General features: G+C 34.0%; 21 protein-coding genes. 8 read left to right on the top strand and 13 right to left on the bottom strand.

Going from position 1 to position 24,279, the window contains the following annotated elements; translation table 11 throughout:
• Positions 1–23: 23 nt before the first annotated feature.
• On the bottom strand, positions 24–1,817 hold the full coding sequence (gene uvrC / locus C8N41_RS01630; protein ID WP_115837976.1) for an excinuclease ABC subunit UvrC: 1,794 nt from the start codon (positions 1,815–1,817) through the stop codon (positions 24–26).
• Between the two features lie 89 nt (positions 1,818–1,906).
• Between uvrC and C8N41_RS01635 the strand changes: the two genes are divergently transcribed.
• From C8N41_RS01635 to C8N41_RS01650, 4 genes are read left to right on the top strand one after another with little or no spacing between them, the layout of a single operon-like run.
• The gene (locus C8N41_RS01635) at positions 1,907–2,335 is read left to right on the top strand and encodes an ATP-dependent zinc protease family protein (protein WP_115837977.1); all 429 of its coding nucleotides are present in this window, start codon (positions 1,907–1,909) and stop codon (positions 2,333–2,335) included.
• Positions 2,332–3,207 (top strand): 30S ribosomal protein S6--L-glutamate ligase, encoded by an 876-nt coding sequence (gene rimK, locus C8N41_RS01640; RefSeq protein WP_092446367.1) that lies wholly within the window; start codon positions 2,332–2,334, stop codon positions 3,205–3,207. The genes C8N41_RS01635 and rimK overlap by 4 nt, the downstream gene beginning before the upstream one ends.
• Before the next feature lie 2 nt (positions 3,208–3,209).
• The gene (locus C8N41_RS01645; RefSeq protein WP_092446365.1) at positions 3,210–4,178 is read left to right on the top strand and encodes a succinylglutamate desuccinylase/aspartoacylase family protein; all 969 of its coding nucleotides are present in this window, start codon (positions 3,210–3,212) and stop codon (positions 4,176–4,178) included.
• On the top strand, positions 4,175–4,738 hold the full coding sequence (locus tag C8N41_RS01650) for a 5-formyltetrahydrofolate cyclo-ligase (RefSeq protein ID WP_115837978.1): 564 nt from the start codon (positions 4,175–4,177) through the stop codon (positions 4,736–4,738). The genes C8N41_RS01645 and C8N41_RS01650 overlap by 4 nt, the downstream gene beginning before the upstream one ends.
• Here the strand turns inward: C8N41_RS01650 and C8N41_RS01655 are convergent.
• The 12 genes from C8N41_RS01655 to panC all read right to left on the bottom strand — a co-directional run bounded on the left by C8N41_RS01655 (position 4,692) and on the right by panC (position 16,849).
• Positions 4,692–5,357 carry a lipoprotein signal peptidase gene (locus C8N41_RS01655; protein WP_092446361.1) on the bottom strand — a complete coding sequence of 222 codons (666 nt, stop codon included), beginning with the start codon at positions 5,355–5,357 and terminating at the stop codon, positions 4,692–4,694. The two genes, C8N41_RS01650 and C8N41_RS01655, sit on opposite strands and share 47 nt — an antisense overlap.
• Before the next feature lie 27 nt (positions 5,358–5,384).
• On the bottom strand, positions 5,385–5,966 hold the full coding sequence (locus tag C8N41_RS01660; protein WP_147298918.1) for a DUF4097 family beta strand repeat-containing protein: 582 nt from the start codon (positions 5,964–5,966) through the stop codon (positions 5,385–5,387).
• A 122-nt stretch (positions 5,967–6,088) separates the two neighbouring features.
• Positions 6,089–6,469 (bottom strand): TraR/DksA family transcriptional regulator, encoded by a 381-nt coding sequence (locus C8N41_RS01665; protein ID WP_092446357.1) that lies wholly within the window; start codon positions 6,467–6,469, stop codon positions 6,089–6,091.
• 1 nt (position 6,470) lies between these two features.
• Positions 6,471–9,875 (bottom strand): isoleucine--tRNA ligase, encoded by a 3,405-nt coding sequence (gene ileS / locus C8N41_RS01670; RefSeq protein WP_115837980.1) that lies wholly within the window; start codon positions 9,873–9,875, stop codon positions 6,471–6,473.
• A gap of 76 nt (positions 9,876–9,951) precedes the next feature.
• Positions 9,952–10,632, bottom strand: coding sequence for a hypothetical protein (locus C8N41_RS01675; protein WP_115837981.1), 681 nt, complete (start codon positions 10,630–10,632; stop codon positions 9,952–9,954).
• 30 nt (positions 10,633–10,662) lie between these two features.
• Entirely contained in the window at positions 10,663–12,021 is a 1,359-nt protein-coding gene (gene radA, locus C8N41_RS01680) for a DNA repair protein RadA (RefSeq protein ID WP_115837982.1), read from the bottom strand.
• Between the two features lie 61 nt (positions 12,022–12,082).
• Complete coding sequence (locus tag C8N41_RS16865; protein WP_170137070.1) at positions 12,083–12,235, bottom strand: hypothetical protein; 153 nt, start codon at positions 12,233–12,235, stop codon at positions 12,083–12,085.
• The gene (locus C8N41_RS01685; protein WP_170137071.1) at positions 12,222–13,409 is read right to left on the bottom strand and encodes an alpha/beta hydrolase; all 1,188 of its coding nucleotides are present in this window, start codon (positions 13,407–13,409) and stop codon (positions 12,222–12,224) included. The genes C8N41_RS16865 and C8N41_RS01685 overlap by 14 nt, the downstream gene beginning before the upstream one ends.
• Positions 13,410–13,485: 76 nt before the next feature.
• Positions 13,486–14,631, bottom strand: a complete 1,146-nt coding sequence (locus tag C8N41_RS01690) for an alpha/beta hydrolase (RefSeq protein WP_115837984.1) — start codon at positions 14,629–14,631, stop codon at positions 13,486–13,488.
• A 38-nt stretch (positions 14,632–14,669) separates the two neighbouring features.
• Positions 14,670–15,629, bottom strand: coding sequence for a lysylphosphatidylglycerol synthase transmembrane domain-containing protein (locus tag C8N41_RS01695; RefSeq protein WP_115837985.1), 960 nt, complete (start codon positions 15,627–15,629; stop codon positions 14,670–14,672).
• Positions 15,630–15,633: 4 nt separating this feature from the next.
• Positions 15,634–15,984, bottom strand: coding sequence for an aspartate 1-decarboxylase (gene panD, locus C8N41_RS01700; protein ID WP_092446344.1), 351 nt, complete (start codon positions 15,982–15,984; stop codon positions 15,634–15,636).
• Positions 15,985–15,997: 13 nt separating this feature from the next.
• A complete protein-coding gene (gene panC / locus C8N41_RS01705) occupies positions 15,998–16,849 on the bottom strand; it encodes a pantoate--beta-alanine ligase (protein ID WP_115837986.1) in 852 nt (283 codons plus the stop codon).
• 109 nt (positions 16,850–16,958) lie between these two features.
• On the opposite strand from panC, the gene C8N41_RS01710 reads away from it, so the two are divergent.
• The 4 genes from C8N41_RS01710 (at position 16,959) to C8N41_RS01725 (ending at position 24,274) form a co-directional block, all read left to right on the top strand.
• Complete coding sequence (locus C8N41_RS01710) at positions 16,959–17,771, top strand: glycogen/starch synthase (RefSeq protein WP_115838763.1); 813 nt, start codon at positions 16,959–16,961, stop codon at positions 17,769–17,771.
• Between the two features lie 8 nt (positions 17,772–17,779).
• Complete coding sequence (locus C8N41_RS01715) at positions 17,780–19,507, top strand: DUF4270 domain-containing protein (protein WP_115837987.1); 1,728 nt, start codon at positions 17,780–17,782, stop codon at positions 19,505–19,507.
• A 14-nt stretch (positions 19,508–19,521) separates the two neighbouring features.
• The gene (glmS, locus tag C8N41_RS01720) at positions 19,522–21,369 is read left to right on the top strand and encodes a glutamine--fructose-6-phosphate transaminase (isomerizing) (RefSeq protein WP_092446336.1); all 1,848 of its coding nucleotides are present in this window, start codon (positions 19,522–19,524) and stop codon (positions 21,367–21,369) included.
• Positions 21,370–21,541: 172 nt separating this feature from the next.
• Entirely contained in the window at positions 21,542–24,274 is a 2,733-nt protein-coding gene (locus tag C8N41_RS01725) for a TonB-dependent receptor (RefSeq protein WP_115837988.1), read from the top strand.
• Positions 24,275–24,279: the final 5 nt, after the last annotated feature.

Here is a 24,279-nt window from a genome sequence, read left to right on the forward strand (position 1 = left end):
TGTTAGCCTATTTGATGCCTTAATTAGTCCTTATGGTAATAATTATATACTTTATTTGCTCTAGAAACTCCGATAACAGCTTCTAGCTCATCTAACTTTGCATTAGCAATTCGTTTAACGGTTTTAAATTGTTTCATTAAATCAACAATCGTTTGCTCTCCAACCCCTGGAATATTTTCTAACTCGGTGGTTAATGCTCCTTTACTTCTGCGATTTCTATGATGTTCTATTCCAAAACGGTGAGCCTCATTTCGTAAATGTTGAATAATTTTCAAAGTCTCACTTTTTTTATCTAAATATAATGGAATTGGATCATCTGGATAAAATAATTCTTCCAATCGTTTTGCGATTCCAATAATTGCAATCTCATTTCTTAGTCCTAAAACATCCAAACTTTTTAAAGCCGATGACAACTGCCCTTTTCCTCCATCAATAATAATAAGTTGCGGCAGTGGCTCATCTTCGTCTAATAAACGTTTGTATCTCCTATAAACCACTTCTTCCATGGATGCAAAATCATCCGGCCCTTCAACGGTTTTAATATTAAAATGACGGTAATCTTTTTTACTCGGTTTACCGTTTTTGAAAACTACACAAGCCGCAACCGGATTTGTACCTTGAATGTTAGAGTTGTCAAAACATTCTATATGTCTTGGCTCTTCACTTAATCGTAAATCTGCTTTCATTTGTGCCATTATTCTGTTGGCATGGCGATCTGGATCTACAAGTTTTACCTGTTTAAACTTATCCATTCTAAAATACTTGGCATTTCTAATCGATAAATCTAAAATTTTTCTTTTATCTCCAAGTTTGGGCACTGTGACTTTAATATCGTCACCCAAATTCACTTCAAAAGGTACATAAATTTCTCTTGAGTTTGAGTTGAAACGCTGCCTTATTTCAGTAATTGCCAATTCTAAAAGCTCCGCATCAGTTTCTTGTAATTTTTTCTTTAGTTCTAGCGTATGCGAGCGAATGATAGAGCCATAACTCAATTGTAAAAAATTAACGTACGCATAAGTTTCGTCGCTTACTATTGAAAACACATCTACGTTACTAATCTTAGGATTTACAATGGTAGATTTGGCTTGATAATTTTCTAAAATCTCTAACTTTTCTTTTATTTTTTGAGCGTCTTCAAATTGCATAGCTTCTGCATGACGTCTCATTTGTATTCGAAATTGTTGTAAAGAATCTTTAAAATTTCCTTTTAAAATTTCTCTAATAGCCACTATATTGGCTTGGTATTCTTCTTCTGTTTCGTACCCTTCACAAGGCCCTTTGCAATTGCCTAAATGGTATTCTAAACAGACTTTATATTTTCCGGCTTCAATTTTAGATTCAGATAAATCATAATTGCATGTTCGCAGTTGATATAATCCTTTTATAAGGCCTAAAAGTGTCTTTACGGTCTTCATACTGGTGTAAGGTCCAAAATATTCTGAACCATCCTTAATAATACGTCGTGTAGAAAAGACACGCGGAAAACGCTCTTTTTTTATACAAATCCAAGGATAAGATTTGTCATCTTTTAATAGTACGTTGTACTTAGGCTTGTACTTTTTTATAAGATTATTTTCTAGCAATAAGGCATCATTTTCGGTTTCTACAACAATGTGTTTTACCGATGCTATATTTTTTACTAAAACACGTGTTTTACCATAATCGTGGTGCTTCGTAAAATAACTACTCACCCGTTTTTTAATATCTTTTGCTTTTCCGACGTATATTAAACGTTCGTCTGCATCAAAATACTGATAAACACCTGGTTGATGTGGAAGCGTTTTTATTTGTATGTCTAGTGTAGATTCTGGCATTTAACCAAAGGTAATAATTCGAGAAAATATTCATGTATTTTTAATGTACTTTATCACTACATTGCGTCGCTTTTTTATATATTTAAATTATGACAAAAAAAATTTTAGGACGTGTTGATAAGGTTGACTTTCCTGAATTAAATCTAAGCACTATTGATGTTAAAATCGATACTGGTGCTTATACCTCCACTATTCATTGCTCTAAAATTAGAGAAGAAGATGGTAAACTCTATTGTATTTTTGAAAGTAAAGAGCATCCTAACTTTAAAAGTGAAGAAATTGTGTTTAATACCTACACCTCTACAGATGTAAAAAGTAGTAATGGTATGAAGCAAAACCGCTACAAAATTAAAACAACCGTTTTATTCTTTGGAAAAAGGTATAAGATTAACTTAACTTTAAGCACTAGGGACGACATGAAATTCCCTGTATTAATTGGTCGCCAATTTTTGAGGCATAAATTCTTGGTTGATGTAGACTTAGAAAATCAATCCTATAAACAAAACGAAATTAAATGAACATTGTAATTCTTTCGCGTAATGCAGAACTCTATTCTACACAACGATTGGTTGAAGAAGGTATAAAAAGAGGTCATTCTGTAGAAATCATCGATCCTCTAAAATGTGATATCATTATAGAAAAAGAAATTCCGACCATCTATTATAAAGATCGCTACCTCGATTATGTAGATGCTGTTATTCCCCGGATTGGTGCATCCATTACGTTTTACGGTTGTGCTGTGGTACGTCAGTTTGAAGAAATGGGAATATTTACTATCGCTCCATCAGATGCTATAACACGGTCTCGAGATAAATTAAGAAGCCTACAACGCTTAAGTAAAGCTGGTATAGGCATGCCTAAAACAGTGTTTACTAATTATTCTAGAGATGTAGAAGAAGTTATTAACTATGTAGGTGGAACGCCAGTAATTATCAAATTATTAGAAGGTACCCAAGGACTTGGTGTCGTTTTAGCTGAAACTAAAAATGCCGCAGAATCAGTATTGGAGGCTTTTAACGGTTTGCAAGCAAGAGTTATTGTTCAAGAATTTATTAAGGAAGCCAAAGGTGCCGATTTAAGAGCTCTAGTTGTAGATGGCCAGGTTGTTGGTGCCATGAAACGACAAGGAAAAGAAGGAGAATTTAGATCTAATTTGCATCGTGGTGGCTCAGCTAACATTATAAAATTAGAGGAAGATGAACTAAAATTAGCTATGAAAGCGGCTAAGGTTTTAAAACTTCCGGTGTGTGGTGTAGATATGCTACAATCTTCTCGTGGACCATTACTTCTGGAAGTTAACTCTACTCCTGGCCTTGAAGGTATAGAAAGTGCTACTAAAAAAAATATTGCTAAAGCTATTATTACGTTTATAGAACGAAACAGAAGATAAGCATGGCAAAAGACATTTTAAATATTTTAGGAGCAGAAATCGCTCCTGGCAAAAGTGTTACACTCACATTTGAAGTTGCAAAATTACACACCCGAAATACTTTAGAAGTTCCTGTAATTATTGAACGTTCTAAAAAACCTGGCCCAACAGTTTTAATGACTGCCGGCATCCATGGAGATGAAGTAAATGGAGTAGAAATTGTTCGACAAATTATTGCAAAAGGTATTAATAAACCTAAGAGTGGCACTACTATTTGTGTTCCAGTTATTAACGTGTTTGGGTTTTTAAATATGAATCGACTTTTTCCAGATGGTCGAGATTTAAACCGTGTTTTTCCTGGCAACTCTAATGGCTCTTTAGCAAGCAGAGTGGCTCATTTTGTAATGACGGAATTAGTACCACATGTAGACTTTGCAATGGATTTTCATACTGGAGGATCAGATCGGTTTAATGCTGCTCAGATTAGAATTGTAAAGGATAATCCACGTCTCACAGAATTAGCACATGTTTTTGGTGCACCATTTATTTATTATTCTCAAAATTTAAATAAAACATTTAGAAACGCCTGCGATAAAGCCGGAATACCTATGTTATTGTTTGAAGGTGGTAAATCTTTTAATATTCATAATACCATTACAAATACAGGTGTAAATGGTGTAAAACGCGTTTTGCATCATTTAGGTATGCTAAAAACTAAGTTTACCGTGTCTAGCCCTAAGGTTAATGCTGTGGTAATTAAAGAAAGTAAATGGTTAAGAGCTAAATATTCCGGAATGTTTAAGGCTACCGCCACAATCAATGCTAAAGTCAATAAAGGTGATGTTCTCGGTAATATTACAGATCCTTATGGCAGTTTCAATTACTTTGTAAAAGCACCACATTCAGGATATGTATTTAATGTCAATGAATCCCCAATAATCTATCAAGGAGATGCTATTTTTCACATTTCAACTGAGATCGAAAACTCATGAATAAAGCATTGTTAAGACAAAAATATAAAACCTTACGTCAGGAATTATCTCATTCTCAAATTGACGATTATAGCTTAGCTATTGCTAACCAACTATTAACGCTAGACATTTGGGACAAGTCTTTTTATCATGTTTTTTTAACGATTGAAGAGCAAAAGGAAATTAACACAGACTATATTCTTAATATTTTAGCTGGTAAGGATAAAAATATCATAATTTCAAAAAGTCATTTTGAAGATTACAGCATGTCTCATTTTCTCTTAACCGACAATACAAAGCTAAAAAAAAGTAAGTATAATGTTCCAGAGCCTGTTGATGGTATAGCTATACAACCCTCACAATTAGAAGTGGTATTTATTCCCCTTCTAGCTTATGACAAAACAGGAAATAGAATAGGTTACGGCAAAGGTTTCTACGATAGGTTTTTAATACAGTGTAAACCCGAAACGGTAAAAATTGGATTGTCCTTTTTTGCAGCTGAAAATGCCATATTTAAAGCTTCAATAGATGATGTTAGGCTAGATTATTGTGTGACTCCAAGTGAGGTGTTTCAATTTTAGAAATGTCTCCAAAAGCTTTCTTATTAAACACAATTAAAATCCCTATACCTGTACTTATAGCCATATCAGCCACATTAAAAACAGGATCAAAAAATGAAAAATATTTGCCTCCAATTAATGGCAGTCGGTCTGGTACAACTCCACTCCAAATAGGAAAATGAAGCATATCTACAACATTACCGTGAAATAGCTTGGCATAACCACCTTCTTCTGGTAAAAAGGAAGCGACTTGCATTATGCTATCATCAAACAACACACCATAGAATACAGAATCTATTATATTTCCTAATGCACCAGCAAAAATTATAGAAATAGCAAAAACTAAAATTTTAGATTTCTCTTTTCTTATAACATCTAATAACCAAAATGCAATTCCTGTAACAGCAACAATTCTAAATAAGGTAAGAATTAGTTTAGCCGTTTCATCAGAAATAAAACTTATAAAATCGCTCAATTTTGTTCCCCAAGCCATACCATCATTTTCTACAAAGGCAATTTTAAACCATGAAAACACAGTAACATCCTCACCTAATTGAAAATGGGTTTTAATATAAATTTTACTGATTTGATCTACCAATAAAATAATAACTATAATAAGTGAGGCTTTCTTTAAAGACATCAAAAGGTTTTAAACAAAAATAAAGGTTTAATCTGGCTTTGCAACAGTAATATTGCCCTTAATAGACTTCAAATTCCATATTGAATTAGCATTAGCGTATTCATCTAAAGTAATTTCTCCATGATTTGACTGTGCTTTAACGGAAGCCTTTTTAGTCATAACCTTTATATCTCCATCAAAAGTATTTATAGTGGCTGTTTCTAAATTTGCTTCAACATAGCATTGTCCTTGATATAGTTGAATGTATAAAGATTTAAATTGGCCGTAGACCTCTACCGATCCAATATCACTAACTATATCTACAGTACGATTTTCTGGGATTTCTAATTGTAAAGTTGCAGCAATGACTTTGTGAGCATTACGTTTATCATCTGGAATGCTATGAAAAGGTAGTGGTTCTAAACTTAATTGAAGCGTCTGCTTTTTCTCACTAACCACAACTTGAAACTCATTTTGATATTCGCCATCTAGAGTAGAGGTGATCTTAATGTTACTGGTTTGAGATGTTGTAACTGAAATGTTAAAAATTTGATTAGCATCTATAGAAATGGCATCTATATTTTGGGCTGTAATTTCTTTTACTAAACTATTTTGAGCCGTTAACTGCACGCTTAAAAAAATGAGAATAACAAGCACAAAAAAAGCCTTGAAATTAATATTACAAGGCTTTATGATTTTGTTTTTATTCAAAATAGAATGGCAATAATAAAGGTTTTACGTTCGTAAAAGTATTACTGCATATTTTTAGCTTCAATACTCAACGTAGCATGTGGCACTAACTTTAAACGTTCTTTGTTTATTAATTTTCCTGTTACACGGCACACTCCGTAAGTTTTATTCTCAATGCGGATAATTGCATTTTTTAAGTCGCGTATAAATTTCTCTTGACGAATAGCTAACGCCGAATTTGCTTCCTTACTCATGGTAGCACTTCCTTCTTCAAAGGCTTTAAACGTTGGTGATGTATCATCGGTACCATTATCAAAATCATTCATGTAAGCACTTTTAATTAACTCTAAATCGTGCTCGGCCTTATTTATCTTATCTTGAAGTATGGCCTTAAATTCTGCTAAATCTTTATCAGAATATCTGTTTTTGGTATCTGTATTCATACTATTTGTGTTTTTGAATAAATAATTTGGTATTGACGTCGTCAAATATAATATCTATACCATTATTTACGGTGTCCATAATTTGTAATTCTTCGGTTAAGGTTTCAGATTTAATATACGCTTCATTTGAAAAAACAGCCTCCACAATTTGGTCATCTTTTTGAAGCTGCACGTCAATTCTGTCCGTAACTTCAAAACCTGAATCTTTACGTAAATTTTGGATTCTATTTACGAGCTCTCTAGCAATCCCTTCTTTACGCAACGCTTCACTGATAGTAACGTCTAAAGCCACTGTTAAAGCCCCTTCATTCGCTACAAGCCATCCTTCAATATCTTGCGATGTTATCTCTACATCTTCCAACTCTAAGGTAATAGTTTTTTCGTTAATAACTAATTCTAAATGACCTTTTTGTTCAATAGTTTTAATGTCGTCTGCAGATAAGCCATTAATGGCATTTGCAATTAACTTCATGTCTTTTCCAAACCGAGGTCCAAGTGCCTTAAAATTTGGTTTTATTTGTTTCACTAAGATATCCGAAGCGTCTTCTAAAAGTTCAATTTCTTTTATATTAACTTCGTGTTTAATGAGATCTGCAACCGCTTCAATTTCTTCTGTTTGTTCTTTACTATCAATAGGAATCATTATTTTTTGAAGTGGCTGACGCACTTTAATTTTCTCCTTAGCTCTTAACGATAATACTAGAGAACATATTGTTTGTGCACTTTCCATTTTACGCTCTAAAACTTTATCTATAGCGCTTTCATCTACGATTGGAAAATCAGCTAAATGGACACTTTCAAAAGTTTCCTTTTTAGTTACAGCATTTAAATCTAAATACAAACGATCCATAAAGAATGGAGCAATTGGCGCTCCTAATTTAGCAATAGTCTCCATACACGTATATAATGTTTGGTAGGCCGAAATTTTATCGGTTTGGTAATCTCCTTTCCAAAAACGTCTTCTACTTAACCTCACATACCAATTACTTAAATAGTCTTGGGTAAAATCTGAAATAGCTCTTGCTGCTCTTGTGGGCTCGTAAGCCGCATAAAATTTATCAACTTTCTGAATTAAGGTATTTAATTCTGATAAAATCCAACGGTCTATTTCTGGTCTATCTTGTAATGGAATATCTGCTTCACTGTATTTAAACCCATCAATATTAGTGTAAAGCGTAAAGAAAGAATAGGTATTATAAAGTGTACCGAAGAATTTACGACTCACCTCAGCAATCCCTTCACTATCAAATTTTAAGTTATCCCATGGATTGGCATTACTTATCATATACCAACGTGTAGCATCTGCACCATATTTAGATAACGTTTCAAAAGGATCTACAGCATTTCCTAGACGCTTAGACATTTTCTGTCCGTTTTTATCTAAAACGAGTCCGTTGGAAACCACATTTTTATATGCCACATCATCAAAAATCATTGTTGCAATGGCGTGAAGGGTATAAAACCAACCTCTTGTTTGATCTACACCTTCTGCAATAAAATCTGCTTTTCTCCAAGTGTCCTCAACTTTTGCCTTATTCTCAAAAGGATAATGCCACTGTGCGTAAGGCATTGAACCAGAATCGAACCACACATCAATAAGATCACTCTCGCGACGCATGGGTTGCCCAGACGCAGACACTAATACAATTTTATCTACTACATTTTTATGTAAATCGATGGTCTCGTAGTTTTCTTCAGACATATTATCAACTTCAAAATCCTTGAAGATATCTTCTGTCATAAAACCAGCATTAACCGACTTCGCCATCTCTGCTTTTAATTCTTTTACAGAACCAATACAGATTTGTTCTTTACCTTCTTCTGTTCTCCAGATTGGTAATGGAATTCCCCAGAAACGGGAACGCGATAAATTCCAGTCGTTTGCATTTGCTAACCAATTACCAAAACGTCCAGTCCCTGTAGATTCAGGTTTCCAGTTAATTCCAGTATTAAGCTCATGCATTCTACCTTTTACATCTGTGATTTTAATAAACCACGAATCTAAAGGATAGTACAAAATTGGCTTATCAGTTCTCCAACAATTTGGATAACTGTGCTTATATTTTTCGACTTTAAAAGCCTTATTTTCTGTTTTTAATTTAATAGCCAACTCAACGTCGATAGAACGTTCTGGTGCTTCACCATCATCGTAATATTCATTCTTCACATATTTACCCGCAAATTCACCCATTTCTGGTCTAAATTTTCCTTGTAAATCTACTAATGGCACTAAATTTCCATTCTCATCTTTTACCAACATTGGTGGTACTTCTGGCGATGCTTGTTTTGCTACCAAAGCATCATCTGCACCAAAGGTTGGAGCTGTATGTACAATTCCGGTACCATCTTCAACCGTTACAAAATCTCCAGAAATAACTCTAAAAGCATTTTCGGGATTATCATTTGGTAAAGCGTATGGAAGTAACTGCTCGTATGTAATACCAACTAAATCTTTTCCAACGAATTCTTTCACCACATAGTAAGGGATTTTTTTATCACCTTCTTTGTATTCTATCAATTCTGGTTTGGTTTCGACCTGTTTATATTTTCCATCAAACTGTTTATTGACTAAATTTTTAGCCAAAACCACATTCATAGGCTGAAACGTGTATTGATTATAGGTTTCTACTAAAACATAGTCGATTTTTGGGCCAACGGTTAACGCTGTGTTGCTCGGTAACGTCCAAGGTGTCGTCGTCCATGCTAAGAAGAAAATATCACCTTCATTTTGTAAAAAATCTGGTAATGACTCTTCGTTGGCTTTAAACTGTGCTACAACGGTTGTATCAGTAACATCTTGGTACGTTCCTGGTTGATTTAACTCATGTGAGCTTAATCCGGTACCTGCTTTTGGCGAATACGGCTGAATGGTATAGCCTTTATAAATTAAGTCTTTTTCGTAAATCTGCTTTAACAGCCACCAAACCGTTTCCATGTATTTAGATTTGTAGGTAATGTATGGGTCGTCCATATCTACCCAATATCCCATTTTTTGGGTAAGGTCATTCCAGATATCTGTATAACGCATTACTGCTTTCTTACAAGCTTCGTTATATTCTTCTACGGTGATTTTTTTACCGATATCTTCTTTGGTTATTCCAAGTTCCTTTTCAACACCGAGTTCCACAGGTAAACCATGTGTATCCCAACCTGCTTTACGTTTCACTTGAAAACCTTTCATGGTTTTATAACGTGGAAAAATATCTTTAATCGCACGTGCTAAAACGTGGTGTACACCAGGCAATCCGTTAGCTGAAGGAGGTCCTTCAAAAAACACATATGGTGGTTTTCCTTCTCTGGTTGTAACGCTTTTATCGAAGATATTATTAGCTTCCCAATAGTTACCGATTTCATCTGCAACGTTTGGCAAGTTAAGTCCTTTGTATTCAGGGAACTTTGTACTCATTATTCTGTTTTCTTTTCGAGGTGCGAATTTAAAGAATTTTAGGGAAATGGAATAATAAATACTTCCGAAATGGCAACTAATGCTTTTTATAAATATTTGTTCCGCAATCGATACAAATTCCCCTTCCTTTGGTGAGTGTTAGTCTATTATTTTTCTTCAAAGACATTGCATAGGTTCCTAGTTTTGAGAATGTAATGTAATTACCAACAGGATAACTAGAAGGATATTGAATTTTAAACGTGTCTTCTGCAACCAATTTATCGTTAGTGTAAAACAGAACTGTTCCATCCTTACGAAATTCAATTCGCTCATTTTTATTCCCTTTATAAGGAAACATTAGATTTGTGATACCTTCCCATTGCCAACTACCAACAATACCATTGATCTTTATCTGACTTCTTTTAAATTTTATATCTTGTATTCGGTCTAACGCATACGTTGATAAATAAGATACTTGGTTTTCCTTGGCAAAAGTTATATATTTTTCAATTAATAGGGAATCTTCAGCTCTTATTTGATTTAATTTATAATAGGGAATATAGTCATTTACATGACTTCTACGTAGCGAATCCGCGAGGACATCTTCACTTAATAATGCTTCAAACTTTATAGCCGAAATATTTTGTAAAGAATCTAACTGAAAAATCAATATTTGATTTTTTAACTCTAGTTGAAATAGCTTCTTCTCTAATTGTTTTTCTTTTTCATTACACGATAAGCAACATACAATAGCTAAAAAGAGAAAGCGTGGTTTCATAAATTCATTTTAGAATCATCGTCACAATAATCAAACCAAAAACCCAACTAAATCCTCAATTTTAGAAATCAGCTGAATCTTTATACCTGTATTTTTTAAGGCTATTTTATTGTATTTAGATACAAAAATGGTTGAAAATCCTAATTTTTCAGCTTCAAGAATGCGCTGTTCTACACGTTGAACGGGTCTAATTTCACCAGATAATCCAACTTCTGCAGCAAAACAATAATCACTTGGCAAGGCCACATCTTCATTAGAGGATAATATGGATGCCACAACCGCCAAATCTATAGCCGGATCATCAACTGTGATACCACCTGTAATGTTTAAAAATACATCTTTTGCTCCTAAGCGGAAACCTGCTCGTTTTTCTAAAACTGCCAAAAGCATATTGAGTCGTTTGGCATTAAAACCAGTTGCTGAACGCTGTGGCGTACCATACACTGCTGTACTGACCAAGGCTTGTATCTCAATCATAAGTGGTCTTAAACCTTCTAAAGTTGCTGCTACTGCGTTACCAGAAAGCTCACCATCTTTTTCTGAAATTAATATTTCCGATGGATTAGATACTTCCCGTAGCCCAGAACCTTGCATTTCGTAAATACCAAGTTCATTTGTGGATCCAAAACGGTTTTTATTAGCTCTTAGAATTCTAAATACATGATTGCGATCTCCTTCAAACTGTAAAACGGTATCCACCATATGCTCCAAAATTTTTGGTCCAGCGATATGACCATCTTTAGTGATATGCCCAATTAATAAAACAGGTGTGGACGTTTCTTTAGCAAATTTTATTAACTCTGTGGTACATTCTTTTATTTGAGAAATACTTCCTGCTGAAGATTCTATGTAATCACTATGTAATGTTTGAATAGAATCTACCACCACAATATCGGGATCTAAAGCCTCAATTTGTTTAAAAATATTTTGAGTTTTAGTCTCAGTAAGAATATAGCAATTATTGCTATTTGGATTAATACGCTCTGCACGCATTTTTATTTGTTTCTGACTTTCTTCACCAGAAATATATAAAGTTTTGTATTGTAATCTTAATGCTATTTGAAGTAATAGCGTACTCTTTCCTATACCTGGTTCACCACCTAGCAATGTTAAAGAACCTTGAACCATTCCGCCACCCAATACACGATTAAATTCGCCATCGCGCATATCTAAACGCGCTTCTTGAGACGTATCTATATCATTAATTAATAAAGGTTTTGAAACTCGTTTTGTAGTAGATGTCGGAGTTTTCCAATCGCTCTTTTCTGGTTTTTGAATAACCTCTTCTGCAATTGTATTCCATTCTTTACAAGAGGTGCACTGCCCTTGCCATTTAGCATATTGACTACCACAATTCTGACAAAAAAACGTTGTTTTTACTTTAGCCATATTTATTTTCCGTACAACGGAAATCTCTTTAAATTATAAATATGACAAAATTAAAACAATTTTAGTTGATGTCTTTAAACCATGCTATAATAGCTAAAACTTTTAAAGTTGCTAATTTTGAAGGCATATTAGAAAACAAAAATGTTTTGGTTTTACCATATAAAGCTTCAAAAAAGTAATCTGTGGACAGCCTGCGTTTTCTAGTTTTCTTCATCGTCATCTTCATTATCATCAATCTCTTCGTCTAAATCTGCCACTGTTAATTCATCTATTTTAGAAAAGATATATTCTCTATTAATATGGCTAACATCATTTAATGTTAAAGCAGACTCGTATAATTTTTTAGCTTTTTTAGTTTTCCCAGATTTTTCTGCGTATTGTGCTAAGTAATAGGTACCCATTAAGGATTCTGGATGAAGTTTATTTGCCAGCGCACCTAATTTATTCAGTGATTTTAAATCTTCACGTTGTTCCGCAATTTTAACAACTTTTTCAATTTCTTCTACACTAATTTCTTTTTTTATACCAAATAACTTCTCAATTCGTTTATACCTATCCGTTAAATAATTATCCAAGGTACCTTCATAAGGCAAAACTTTTTCTTCTAACTCTTTCTCTCTAAGTGGATTATAGATGTCAAAAATCTTTTCGAAAGAACGTGCCAATGCACTTGTTACTAAAGTGTAATGCGTTTCTTCTTTAAAATCATCAAAGTAGTACGTTACGTTTTGATTATCGATTTCCTTAATCTGTCCGTCGACAGAAAGTATGTTGTGACGTAAATGGGGAATGTCTTTTTCTGCTGTTGCTAAGTAATAGAAAATATCCTTTTTATAAAGTGCTAATCGCTTAGCTATAAAATTATTTAACGATCCAATAAAATCTGGACTGATACACACATAAGCCTGAAACTCTAAAGCCTCTTTAAATAAATAAGAATTAATAAAATTCCCCATATTATCATGGCCCACTGCCACTCTAAACTTACTTGTATTGTATTTTTTATCTATATAAGGCAATAACTCATCGGAAACAAAATTATGAAATCGAAGTCCCGACTCTGTAGGCAAACCTGTAGCGGGATCATAGTACCCATCGTAAAAGCGATTTTCTCCTTGCATAATTCCCACCACGATAGAACCTGGCATATTGTCAAAATAATACTGAAAATCAACCTGACCTACTACTGGCTCAAATAAGTAATCTCCATCGAACACAATAATAACTGGATACTTTTCATCAGCATCAGCATCGTAATTTTTAGGTAGTTTAACTTTTAGCTTACGAACGGCATTGAGTTTTGCCGAAGATATTTCCTGGTAAGTGATTTGCGCAAATGACGAAGCACAAATTAGACATGTAAGAACTACAAAAATAGTTTTTTTCATGATGAGTAGGTTTAGATTTGGGACTCCAAACATACTAAATTATCGCTAAGTTGTCAATTTTTTTCGATGAAATACATTATCGTTTCATTTTTTCTTGAATTTCATACATTTTATCGAGCATCATTTCTTTATCCACTGACTGAGATGGCTCTAATAACAATCCGGCTTTATAACGTTGCAAAGCACGTTTCAAATTGCCTTCTTTCTCATTATACATCCCTAAATAATAAGCACTTAGCATTGATTTTGGAAAATTCTTATTAATTAGTTTGGATAATTTTTCAAGCGATTCTAAATCGTCCTTCTTATTACTCGCAGCTGCAATAGCCCTAATATCGTTTTCAATTAATTTTTTTTCAAAACCATAGAAATGCTCAATATCTTCGTACTTCTTCACTAAATAATCGTAGGGAGAACCTTCAAATGTTAAAACTTTTTCTGAATACTCTTTGGCATTAATAGGTTTGAATAGTGTAAAAATCTGATTTAATGCCTTAGGAATCCCTCTTCCCACTAATGAATAATGGTTAGCATCCTCAAAATCATCAAATTTATATAAGAATTTTTCATTTTCAATAGACGAAATAACCGTGTTAGCTTCTAAAATTGATGCTCTCATGGTTTTAATGTCCGCATCTGCGGTCGCCATATAATAGAATATCTCATCGTTTAATATAGATAAGCGCTGTTGTAATCTATTAATCATTTCTGTTGCAAAATCTGGGCTCAACGCCACATACGCTCTAAATATCGGCTCATCTTTAAACAAGTAATAGTTTATGAAATTAGCACTTAAATCGTGTCCTACAATAATTCTAAAATTCGAAGCATTATACTTATCTTCTATAAATGGTAATAACTCTGCTGCCATAAACTCGTAGAATGCAGCACCATCATGCGCAGGAAAAAAAGTCTCATTATCATAATAAAAATCATTTTCTCTTGTTGTGGCTTGGTTAATCCCTACAACAATACAATCTGGAATATCTTCCCAATACGATTGATAGTCTATATTCCCTGCAATAGGCTCAAACAAATAATCTCCGTCTAAAACAATAATTAAAGGATAAGTCCTTTTTTCGTCGGGATTGTAATTTCTTGGTAATTGAATTTTCAATTCGCGTTCACCATCCAATTTATAAGAATCAATGGTTTTATAGATGGCTTGAGATTGCATATTTAGACCTATAAAAAGCGCTAGAAGTAGATAAAAATTCTTCATATGACAGATAAATTACGAATTTAAAATAACTAAAATTTTTATAATGTTGTTTTCTTTCTATTGTAAATAGGTAAATATAATAATGATAAACCACCAATAACAATAATAACTAGGGTTTGCGTAGACCAAACTATCCACCCAAACGCTCTACTCGGATCATCGGCTATACCAAATAACGAAAATGCAAGAACAACCGCTTCTGGAAACGAACCCACACCTCCATTGGTAGCTGCAATACTAAAACTTGAAAGGATAAACCCAATAAGAATTGCTGCCAAGCCTATGTGCTGTAATTCGGGTAAAGCAAATGTGGTTACATAAAACATAAGCACATACATTACCCAAATAAATAAAGTATGCCCTATAAACGCCCACTTTTTCTTCATTTTAAAAATGCTAAGCGCTCCCTCTAATAGCCCTATGACAAAACCTTTTACTTTTATTGCAAATTTAGATTTGCCCTTTCTAATAAAAAGGAACAATACTAGCACTCCCAAAAATAACACGGAACCACCTAAAATTAAAGAAGTTATATTAAATTTTTGTAAAAAAAAATCAAAGATAAACTCAGACTCTAAAAAAAATGCTAAGACTACAATGGTAAGCAACATTATAGTATCGGCTACACGTTCTGCAACGATGGTACCAAAACCTTTATCGAACGGAAGCTCTTCGTAGTTTTTTAATATTGTAGCTCTTGCAACTTCACCTGCTCTTGGAATCGTAAAATTAATAAGATAAGCAGCGTATACGGCCATTAAACTATTTCCAAATTTAGGCTTAAAACCTAAAGGCTCAACCATAAACAACCAACGGTAGGCTCTAGAAATATGACTAAGCATCCCCAAACTCACACCAAGAATAATCCATGTATAGTCAGCATCCTTAAAGTACTGAACTAATTTTTCAATAGAAATTTTAGATAAAGAATACCATACCAAACCCACTCCTAAGAGCAATGGTAAACCAACTTTTAGAATGGATTTAGCTTGGGCCACCTGATTATTTTAGGAGGTTCGTAGCTTCATCCGGAAAGACTAAAGAGGGCTTAAACACCTTGGCTTTTTCAATATCCATAATAGCATAAGTAATAAGAATAAGCGTATCACCTACAGCTACTTTACGTGCTGCGGCTCCATTAAGGGTAATTTCGCCACTATTGCGAGGACCAGGAATACAGTAGGTTTCTAAGCGTTCTCCATTATCGTTATTAACAATCTGAACTTTTTCGCCTTGTATAATATTGGCCGCTTCCATTAGATCTTCATCAATAGTGATACTACCAATATAATTAAGCTTGGCACCTGTAACCTTTACACGATGAATTTTAGATTTTACAACTTGTATTTGCATACCACAAAGATAATTAATTTAAAGCGATATTGTCTATCAATCTTATATCGCCTGCATATACAGCTATAAAAGCTCTATATGATTTTTTTGTTGATTTTCGTTTTACCGGTTTTAAGGTTGATTCGTCTGCAATTATAAAATACTCGAGCTCTAAGAGCGACTGATTTTTAAATGCCTTCTCAACCCATTCCGACACTACTTTAGCACTTTTTGTGCCAAACTTTGTTTTGGCAGTTTGTAGTGTTTTATAAATAACTGGAGCAATCTCCCTATGTTGAGGTGTTAATCTTGCATTTCTAGAACTCATTGCCAATCCGTCTTCTGCTCTAAGAATAGGACAACCAACAATGGTAACTGGTATGTGATGCAACGCTACTAACTTTTTAATAATTTGTAGCTGCTGAAAATCTTTTTCTCCAAAATATGCGAAATCAGGAGTTACAATTTTAAACAAACGCTTCACAATTGTACCCACTCCGTCAAAATGGCCTGGTCTAAAAGCTCCTTCCATCTGGTGTTCTAACCCATCATATTCAAATGAATCGGCTTCTATACTATCATCATATACATCCTTAACATTTGGTGCATAAACAATAATATAATTATCGCTTACATCCTTTAACATGGCAACATCTGCCTCTAAAGTTCTTGGATATTTAATTAAATCATCTTGATTATCAAACTGGGTCGGATTAACAAAAATGCTCACCACAACAAAGTTGTTTTCATTCAATCCTCTTTTCACCAACGACACATGCCCTGCATGCAGAGCACCCATTGTTGGCACAAACCCAATTGAGTTCCCCTTGGCTTTCAAAGCACTAATGTGATTTGACAATTCTGTTTTATTCTGAAAGTTCTTCAATGCCGTAACAAAAATTTAACGCATGCAAACATAATATAATACTAGCAATCTGCACAAATTTTTGTAATTTTGCATGTTTTTTACTATTAATTTCAAAAGCAGCAGATTTATGAAAGATAAACGAATATTGTATGTGTCCTCGGAAGTTGTTCCATATTTACCTGAAACAGAGATTTCTTCAATGTCCTTTGAAGCACCTCGAATGGTAAACAAACAAGGAGGTCAGATTAGAATATTTATGCCTCGCTTTGGAAATATTAACGAGAGAAGACATCAACTCCACGAAGTAATTAGACTCTCTGGTATTAATTTGGTGATTAATGATTTAGACATGCCATTGATTATTAAAGTAGCTTCTATTCCTAAAGAACGTATTCAAGTTTATTTTATAGATAATGAAGATTACTTTAAGAGAAAAGCAACCTTAACCGATGAAGATGGAAAATTATTTGCAGACAACGACGAGCGCGCCATTTTCTTTGCAAAAGGTGTTATTGAAACGGTAAAAAAACTAAATTGGGCTCCAGATATTATTCATGTTAATGGATGGTTGGCTTCTTTATTGCCTTTATACTTAAAAGAGTTCTATAAAACTGAACCTCTTTTTACAGAAAGCAAAATAGTCACTTCTGTATACAATCAAAACTTTGAAGGAACGTTAGATAAAGACATGATCTCAAAAGTAAACTTTGACGGCTTAGATGCCGAAACCACAGAACTCTTAAAACAACCAGATTACATTAATTTAATGAAGGTTGCCATAGATAATTCTGATGCTATTATCAGAGGGTCTGAAGCATTGCCAGATGAATTAGACACGTATTTAAATGACTTAACAAAACCTGTATTGGATTATTATCCAATTGAAGAATTTGCAGATCCTTACACAGAGTTTTACAATAACGCTGTATTAAACAGTTAATATTACTTATGAAAAAAAATAAAATTGCTTTACAAATCTTATCATTTAGCCTCATTGCTCTCAGTATTATTGCTTGTGATGATGATTTTGTATCTCTAGAGTCCGATGTTATAAATGGTGGTGTTGCAACCAATTTTGATATTGATTCACGTAAATACGATGTTATTGCTTATACTAAGGCCTTAGCACCAGTACAAACCAATAGCCTTGGACTAACAACTCTAGGAATCTATGATGATGCTTACGGTAGAGTAACCGCAAGCTTTGTAACTCAATTAACACCTTCAACGTATAGTCCATCATTTGGAGATGAAGCAAAAGTAGATTCCGTTGTAGTGACTCTTCCCTATTTTAGTACAGCAACTGGTACAGATGATGACGGAAACATTACGTACAGTTTAGATTCTGTGATATCTAAAACTGAGGATTACAGTAATATAAGACTGCGCATATTTGAAAATAATTATTTCATTAGAGATTTTGATCCAACAGGTGACTTTAATGAAGGACAAGCCTATTATTCTAACAAAACAGCTTCAACTTCAGAAACTATACCTGTAACGGCTTTAGAAGGGACAGAATTTTCATTCGTTGAATATGATGACCCAACTGGAAGTAATATGACCGTTGTCGATAATATAATAGACATAAATAACAAAGGCTATAACTTAAAAGATGTAAATGAGCTAGATGATAATGGTGATAAAACCTTATTAGCAACTCAACCACCATGTATAAGAGTAATGCTAGAACCTACTTTTTGGGAAGATAAAATATTAGCTAAAGAAGGAGATGCCGTTTTAAGCAACTTAAACAATTTCACCGAATACTTTAGAGGTCTTTATTTTAAAGCAGAAGCTGTAAATGACGATGGAAGTTTTCTTATTTTAAACACAGGGAGTACCAATAATGCCAATGTTACCATCTATTACTCGAAGCTAACAGCATCTACTACAGACGACCCAGAATTAAGAGACAATTCTACTTATGTACTTAACTTTGGAACAAATAAAATTAATTTTCTTGAAAACGATTATACTTTACCAATCGCTGATGGAAGTTCAGAAAACGGAGATAGTAGAATTTATTTAAAAGGAGGAGAAGGTGCTATTGCTGGCATCAAATTATTTGATGGCTTTAACGAAGAAGCTGGCATGAGCAATTTTGATAAATTTAGAAATGATTTTGTCAATTTGGAAAATGATAAATATAGTAGTTCAAAACGCTTAGTTAACGAAGCAAATCTTGTATTTTATGTGGATAGAGATCAATTAGATTTATTAAATCAAGACCCAGAAAACGAACCTAACAGACTGTATTTGTATGACTTAGACAATAAAACGCCGTTAATCGATTATTATTTAGACGTCACTAATACCAGTTTACCTTCGTATTCTAAGATTAGTCATCTTGGTGCTTTGCAACGAGTAGATGAAGAGCCGACCAATAAAGGTGTTAAATACAAATTGAGACTTACAGAACATATCAATAATTTATTAATAAGAGACTCTACAAATGTTGAACTCGGTTTAGCAGTGTCACTTAACGTAAATATTGAAGACCCTAGCGTTAGTATTTCTCAGAATAAAGTACAAACTGATGACGATTTAGATTTAACAGTACCAGTCAGCTCTATCCTATCACCAAGAGGAACAATTTTGTACGGTAATAACACATCAGAATCTGATGAAGATAAACGTGTTTACTTAGAAATATTTTATACAGAACCAAATTAGTAAAAAAACAAACTATGTGCGGAATTGTTGGATACATTGGCCATCGTGAGGCTTATCCTATTGTTATTAAAGGTCTTCAAAGATTAGAATATAGAGGCTATGATAGTGCAGGTATTGCATTGTACGATGGAAACGATATTAAACTATCAAAAACCAAAGGGAAGGTTTCAGACCTTAAAAACAAAATAGAAAATGAAATTTCTACAGAAGGCTCTCTAGGCATAGGACATACGCGTTGGGCAACACATGGTATACCAAACGATGTAAATTCTCACCCACACTACTCTAATTCTGGAGATTTAGTAATTATCCATAATGGAATTATTGAAAATTACGATGCTCTAAAAAAAGAATTAATTAAAAGAGGTTATACATTTCAATCTGAAACAGACACCGAAGTTTTAATTAATCTTATTGAAGATATAAAGAAAAATGAAAACTTAAAATTAGGTAAAGCAGTTCAAATTGCGTTAAACCAAGTTGTCGGAGCTTATGCTATTGCTGTTTTCGATAAAAATAAACCTAATGAAATTGTAGTCGCAAAACTGGGTAGTCCTTTAGCTATTGGTATTGGAGATGATGAGTTTTTTATTGCAAGTGACGCTTCTCCATTTATAGAATATACTAAAAATGCCATTTATCTAGAAGATGAAGAAATGGCCATTGTAAGAAGAGGCAAAAAAATCAAGGTTCGTAAAATTAAAAATGATACACTTGTTGACCCTTATATTCAAGAACTTCAACTTAATTTAGAACAAATTGAAAAAGGAGGCTATGAACACTTTATGCTCAAAGAAATCTATGAGCAACCTAGCGCCATCTTAGATACTTTTAGAGGACGGTTGTTAAGCAACGAAGCCATAATTAAAATGGCAGGAATAGAAGATAACATGAAAAAATTCCTAGCTGCAGATCGTATAATCATAGTAGCTTGTGGAACATCATGGCATGCTGGCCTCGTTGCAGAATATATTTTTGAAGACCTAGCAAGAATTCCGGTTGAAGTCGAATACGCTTCAGAATTTAGATATAGAAATCCCGTTATAACGGAAAAAGATGTGGTTATTGCCATTTCTCAATCTGGTGAAACTGCAGATACATTAGCCGCTATTAAATTAGCAAAATCTAAAGGCGCCTTTGTTTTTGGTGTTTGTAATGTTGTAGGATCTACAATCGCAAGAGAAACAGATGCAGGGGCATACACACATGCAGGCCCAGAAATCGGTGTGGCATCAACTAAAGCATTTACAACACAGATTACGGTGTTAACATTAATTGCATTACGTTTAGCAAGAGCTAAAGGAACGATGTCTAGTTCAGAATTTAGACATCACCTTATTGAACTAGAAACAATACCAAATAAAGTTGAAGAAGCTTTAAAATCTGATGCCTATGTAAAAACCGTATCAGATATTTATAAAGACTCTAAAAATTTCTTGTATTTAGGTCGTGGGTTTAATTTCCCTGTAGCCTTAGAAGGAGCTTTGAAATTAAAAGAAATTTCATACATCCACGCCGAAGGTTATCCTGCTGCAGAAATGAAACATGGACCTATTGCATTAATAGATGAGCAAATGCCAGTTGTGGTAATAGCCACTAAAAAAGGCCATTACGAAAAAGTAGTGAGTAACATACAAGAAATTAAATCTAGAAAAGGTAAAATCATCGGTATTGTTACAAAAGGAGATACAAGTGTAAAGGAATTGGCAGATCATGTTATTGAAGTGCCAGAAACTCTAGAGTGCCTAACTCCTTTACTAACTACAATTCCATTACAGTTATTATCTTATCATATCGCTGTAATGCTAAATAAAAATGTCGATCAGCCTAGAAACCTAGCGAAATCCGTGACAGTGGAATAGCAAATTCCATTACCAAAATCATATTTTATAACCTAAAAATTGTGTAATTATCAATTTTTAGGTTATTTTTTTGTCACAAATTGCTATGCATGCATAATTTTATGAGAATTTCTTATTGAATTTTCATATATTTAATTAAATTGCTCATCTAATAAATTAACTAATCTCTAACATGAAGACAATCTTAAAGCTTTTCACTATGCTTTTTTGTGTGGTATCATTTGCTCAAACCACAGTAAAAGGTAAAATTATTGACAATACCGGGTTACCTCTACCAGGTGCAAACATTGTAGTAGTAGGAACTAGTACAGGTACAGTATCTGACTTTGACGGAAACTATACCCTAACCACTTCTCTAGAACTACCCTTATCAATACGCGTGAGTTATGCTGGTTTCGAAGCGCAAACCATAGAAATCACAACCAACAACCAAACCGTCAATGTTACCCTTTTAGAAGGTAACGAGTTAGACGAAGTGGTTATTTCTGCTTCACGTACTCCAGAACGTATTTTTGAGTCACCCGTAACCGTAGAACGTTTTGGTCTTAAAGAAATAAAAAATACAGCCTCTGCCGATTTTTATGGAGGTTTAGAAAACTTAAAAGGCGTCGATGTCAATTCGAGTAGTTTAACCTTTAAATCTGTAAACACAAGAGGTTTTGCCACAACAGCCAACACGCGCTTTATGCAATTAGTTGATGGTATGGATAATTCTACACCGGCTTTAAACTTCCCAATTGGTAACCTCGTTGGAATGGTAGAAACAGATGTTCAAAGTGTGGAGTTATTACCTGGTGCATCTTCAGCCTTATATGGTGCAAATGCGTTTAACGGTATTTTATTTATGCGAAGTAAAAATCCTTTTGATCACCAAGGTATTAGAGCTTCAGTTAAGCAAGGTATAACTACTCAAGAAGCTGCTGGAGATAATGAATATACAGACATAAGCCTTAGTATGGCTTATAAGTTCAGTGATAAATTTGCTGCCAAGGTTAACTTTGGGTATTTAAATGGTACAGATTGGGCCGCAACTAGCGAAGTCGATAGCGATGTCTTAGGAGGTACAAGAGCAACTAACCTAAACTACAACGGTATTAACGTATATGGTGATGAAGTCTCAGCAAATATTAATGACTTAGCTGGTGGTACTGGTATTGTTCCAGATGTATTTGTGAGTAGAACGGGATATAACGAACGTGATTTAACAGAACATAAAGCTCAAAGTATTAAAGCCGATTGGGGATTATATTACCGCCCAATAGAGGATAGTAATTTCGAAATTCAATATGTAGGTAAAGTAGGTACAGGTACAACGATATACCAAGGAACTAACCGTTATAATATTGATGGATTCTTTCAAGAACAACATAAATTAGAAGTAAAGAACGACAACTTTTTCGTAAGAGGGTATGTTGTAGCTGATAAAGCTGGTGACTCTTACGATATGGTATTTACAGGAATCAATATCAACAGAGCATGGAAAAGTGATGAAGACTGGTTTGGAGATTACATAAACACCTACGTCGCTGCAACCTTAGGTGGTGGTGCCACAGACGAGCAAGCGCACGCAGCAGCAAGAGCAGCTGCAGAAACGGGAAGATTTGAGCCAGGCTCAGCAGAGTTTAATAACGCCTTCAATAGAATCATTAAAGATCCAGATTTAGCTACAGGTTCACAATTCCGTGATGCTTCTAAATACTACCATGCTGATGGTAACTATAACTTCAGTGATTTAATAGATTTTGCAGACATCCAAGTTGGTGGGTCTTATAGACAATATAAACTCAATTCTTTTGGTTCCATCTACACAGACTATGACGGAGAAATTGACTATAGTGAATATGGGGTATATACACAAATTCAAAAAGAAGTTGAACTAAATGAAGATATGAATTTAAAAATAACGGCTTCAGCACGTTATGACAAATCAGAATTTTTTGATGGATTTATATCGCCTAGGATATCATTAGGCTTAACCTTAAATGAAAATCATAATATTAGAGCTTCTGCTCAAACTGGTTTTAGAAACCCAACTACACAGGATTTATTTATTGGTTTAGATGCTGGTAGAGCAATCTTAGTGGGCTCTGCTCCAGATAATTTAGATAGATATTCTAGAGATTTCACAGCTAGTAATGGTACTGTTTATACACAAACTGGTGCTGCTGCATATAACAACTCTTATACAGCATCTTCGGTGCAACAATTGGCCGCAACTGGTGATCCTTCTGTTTTAACAGTAGCCAATCCAGACCTTGTATCACCAGAAAAAGTTTCTTCAGTAGAAGTGGGTTATAGAGGAAAATTTGACAAAGTAACCATAGATTTTAGTACCTATTATAATAAATATAAAGACTTTATTTCTTCAGAAGTGGTGATAGCACCATTATATGGTTCTGTGTCAGATGCTTCAGGAGTTGCAGCAATAGCCAATAGTGATTATACCACTTATAGTACATATACAAACTCTGATGTAGATGTTAATTCTTATGGTGCATCAATTGGTATATCAACTAAAATTTTGAGTGATTTCGATTTAGGCGGAAGTTACACTTTTACAAAGCAAGATTTTGACCAAGCAGCAAATCCAAATTTCGAAACCAACTTTAACACTCCAGAGCACAAATTTAAAGCGCATTTTGGTAACACAGAATTGTTTAAAAATTTCGGATTCAACGTAGCCTATAAATTTAGCGATGATTATTTCTGGGAAGCAACATTTGGAGACGGTATTGTACCAGAATTCCATACTGTAGATGCACAAATTAGCTACACCATTCCGACCTTAAAATCTACGATTAAGATTGGTGGTACTAATATAGGCGGAAAGGAATACTTTACTGTATTCGGGTCTGGCTACATCGGCTCTATGTATTACGCTTCATGGACAATTAATAACTTATAAAAACA

The sequence above is a fragment of the Winogradskyella sediminis genome, from assembly GCF_003387355.1.
GTDB lineage: Bacteria > Bacteroidota > Bacteroidia > Flavobacteriales > Flavobacteriaceae > Winogradskyella > Winogradskyella sediminis.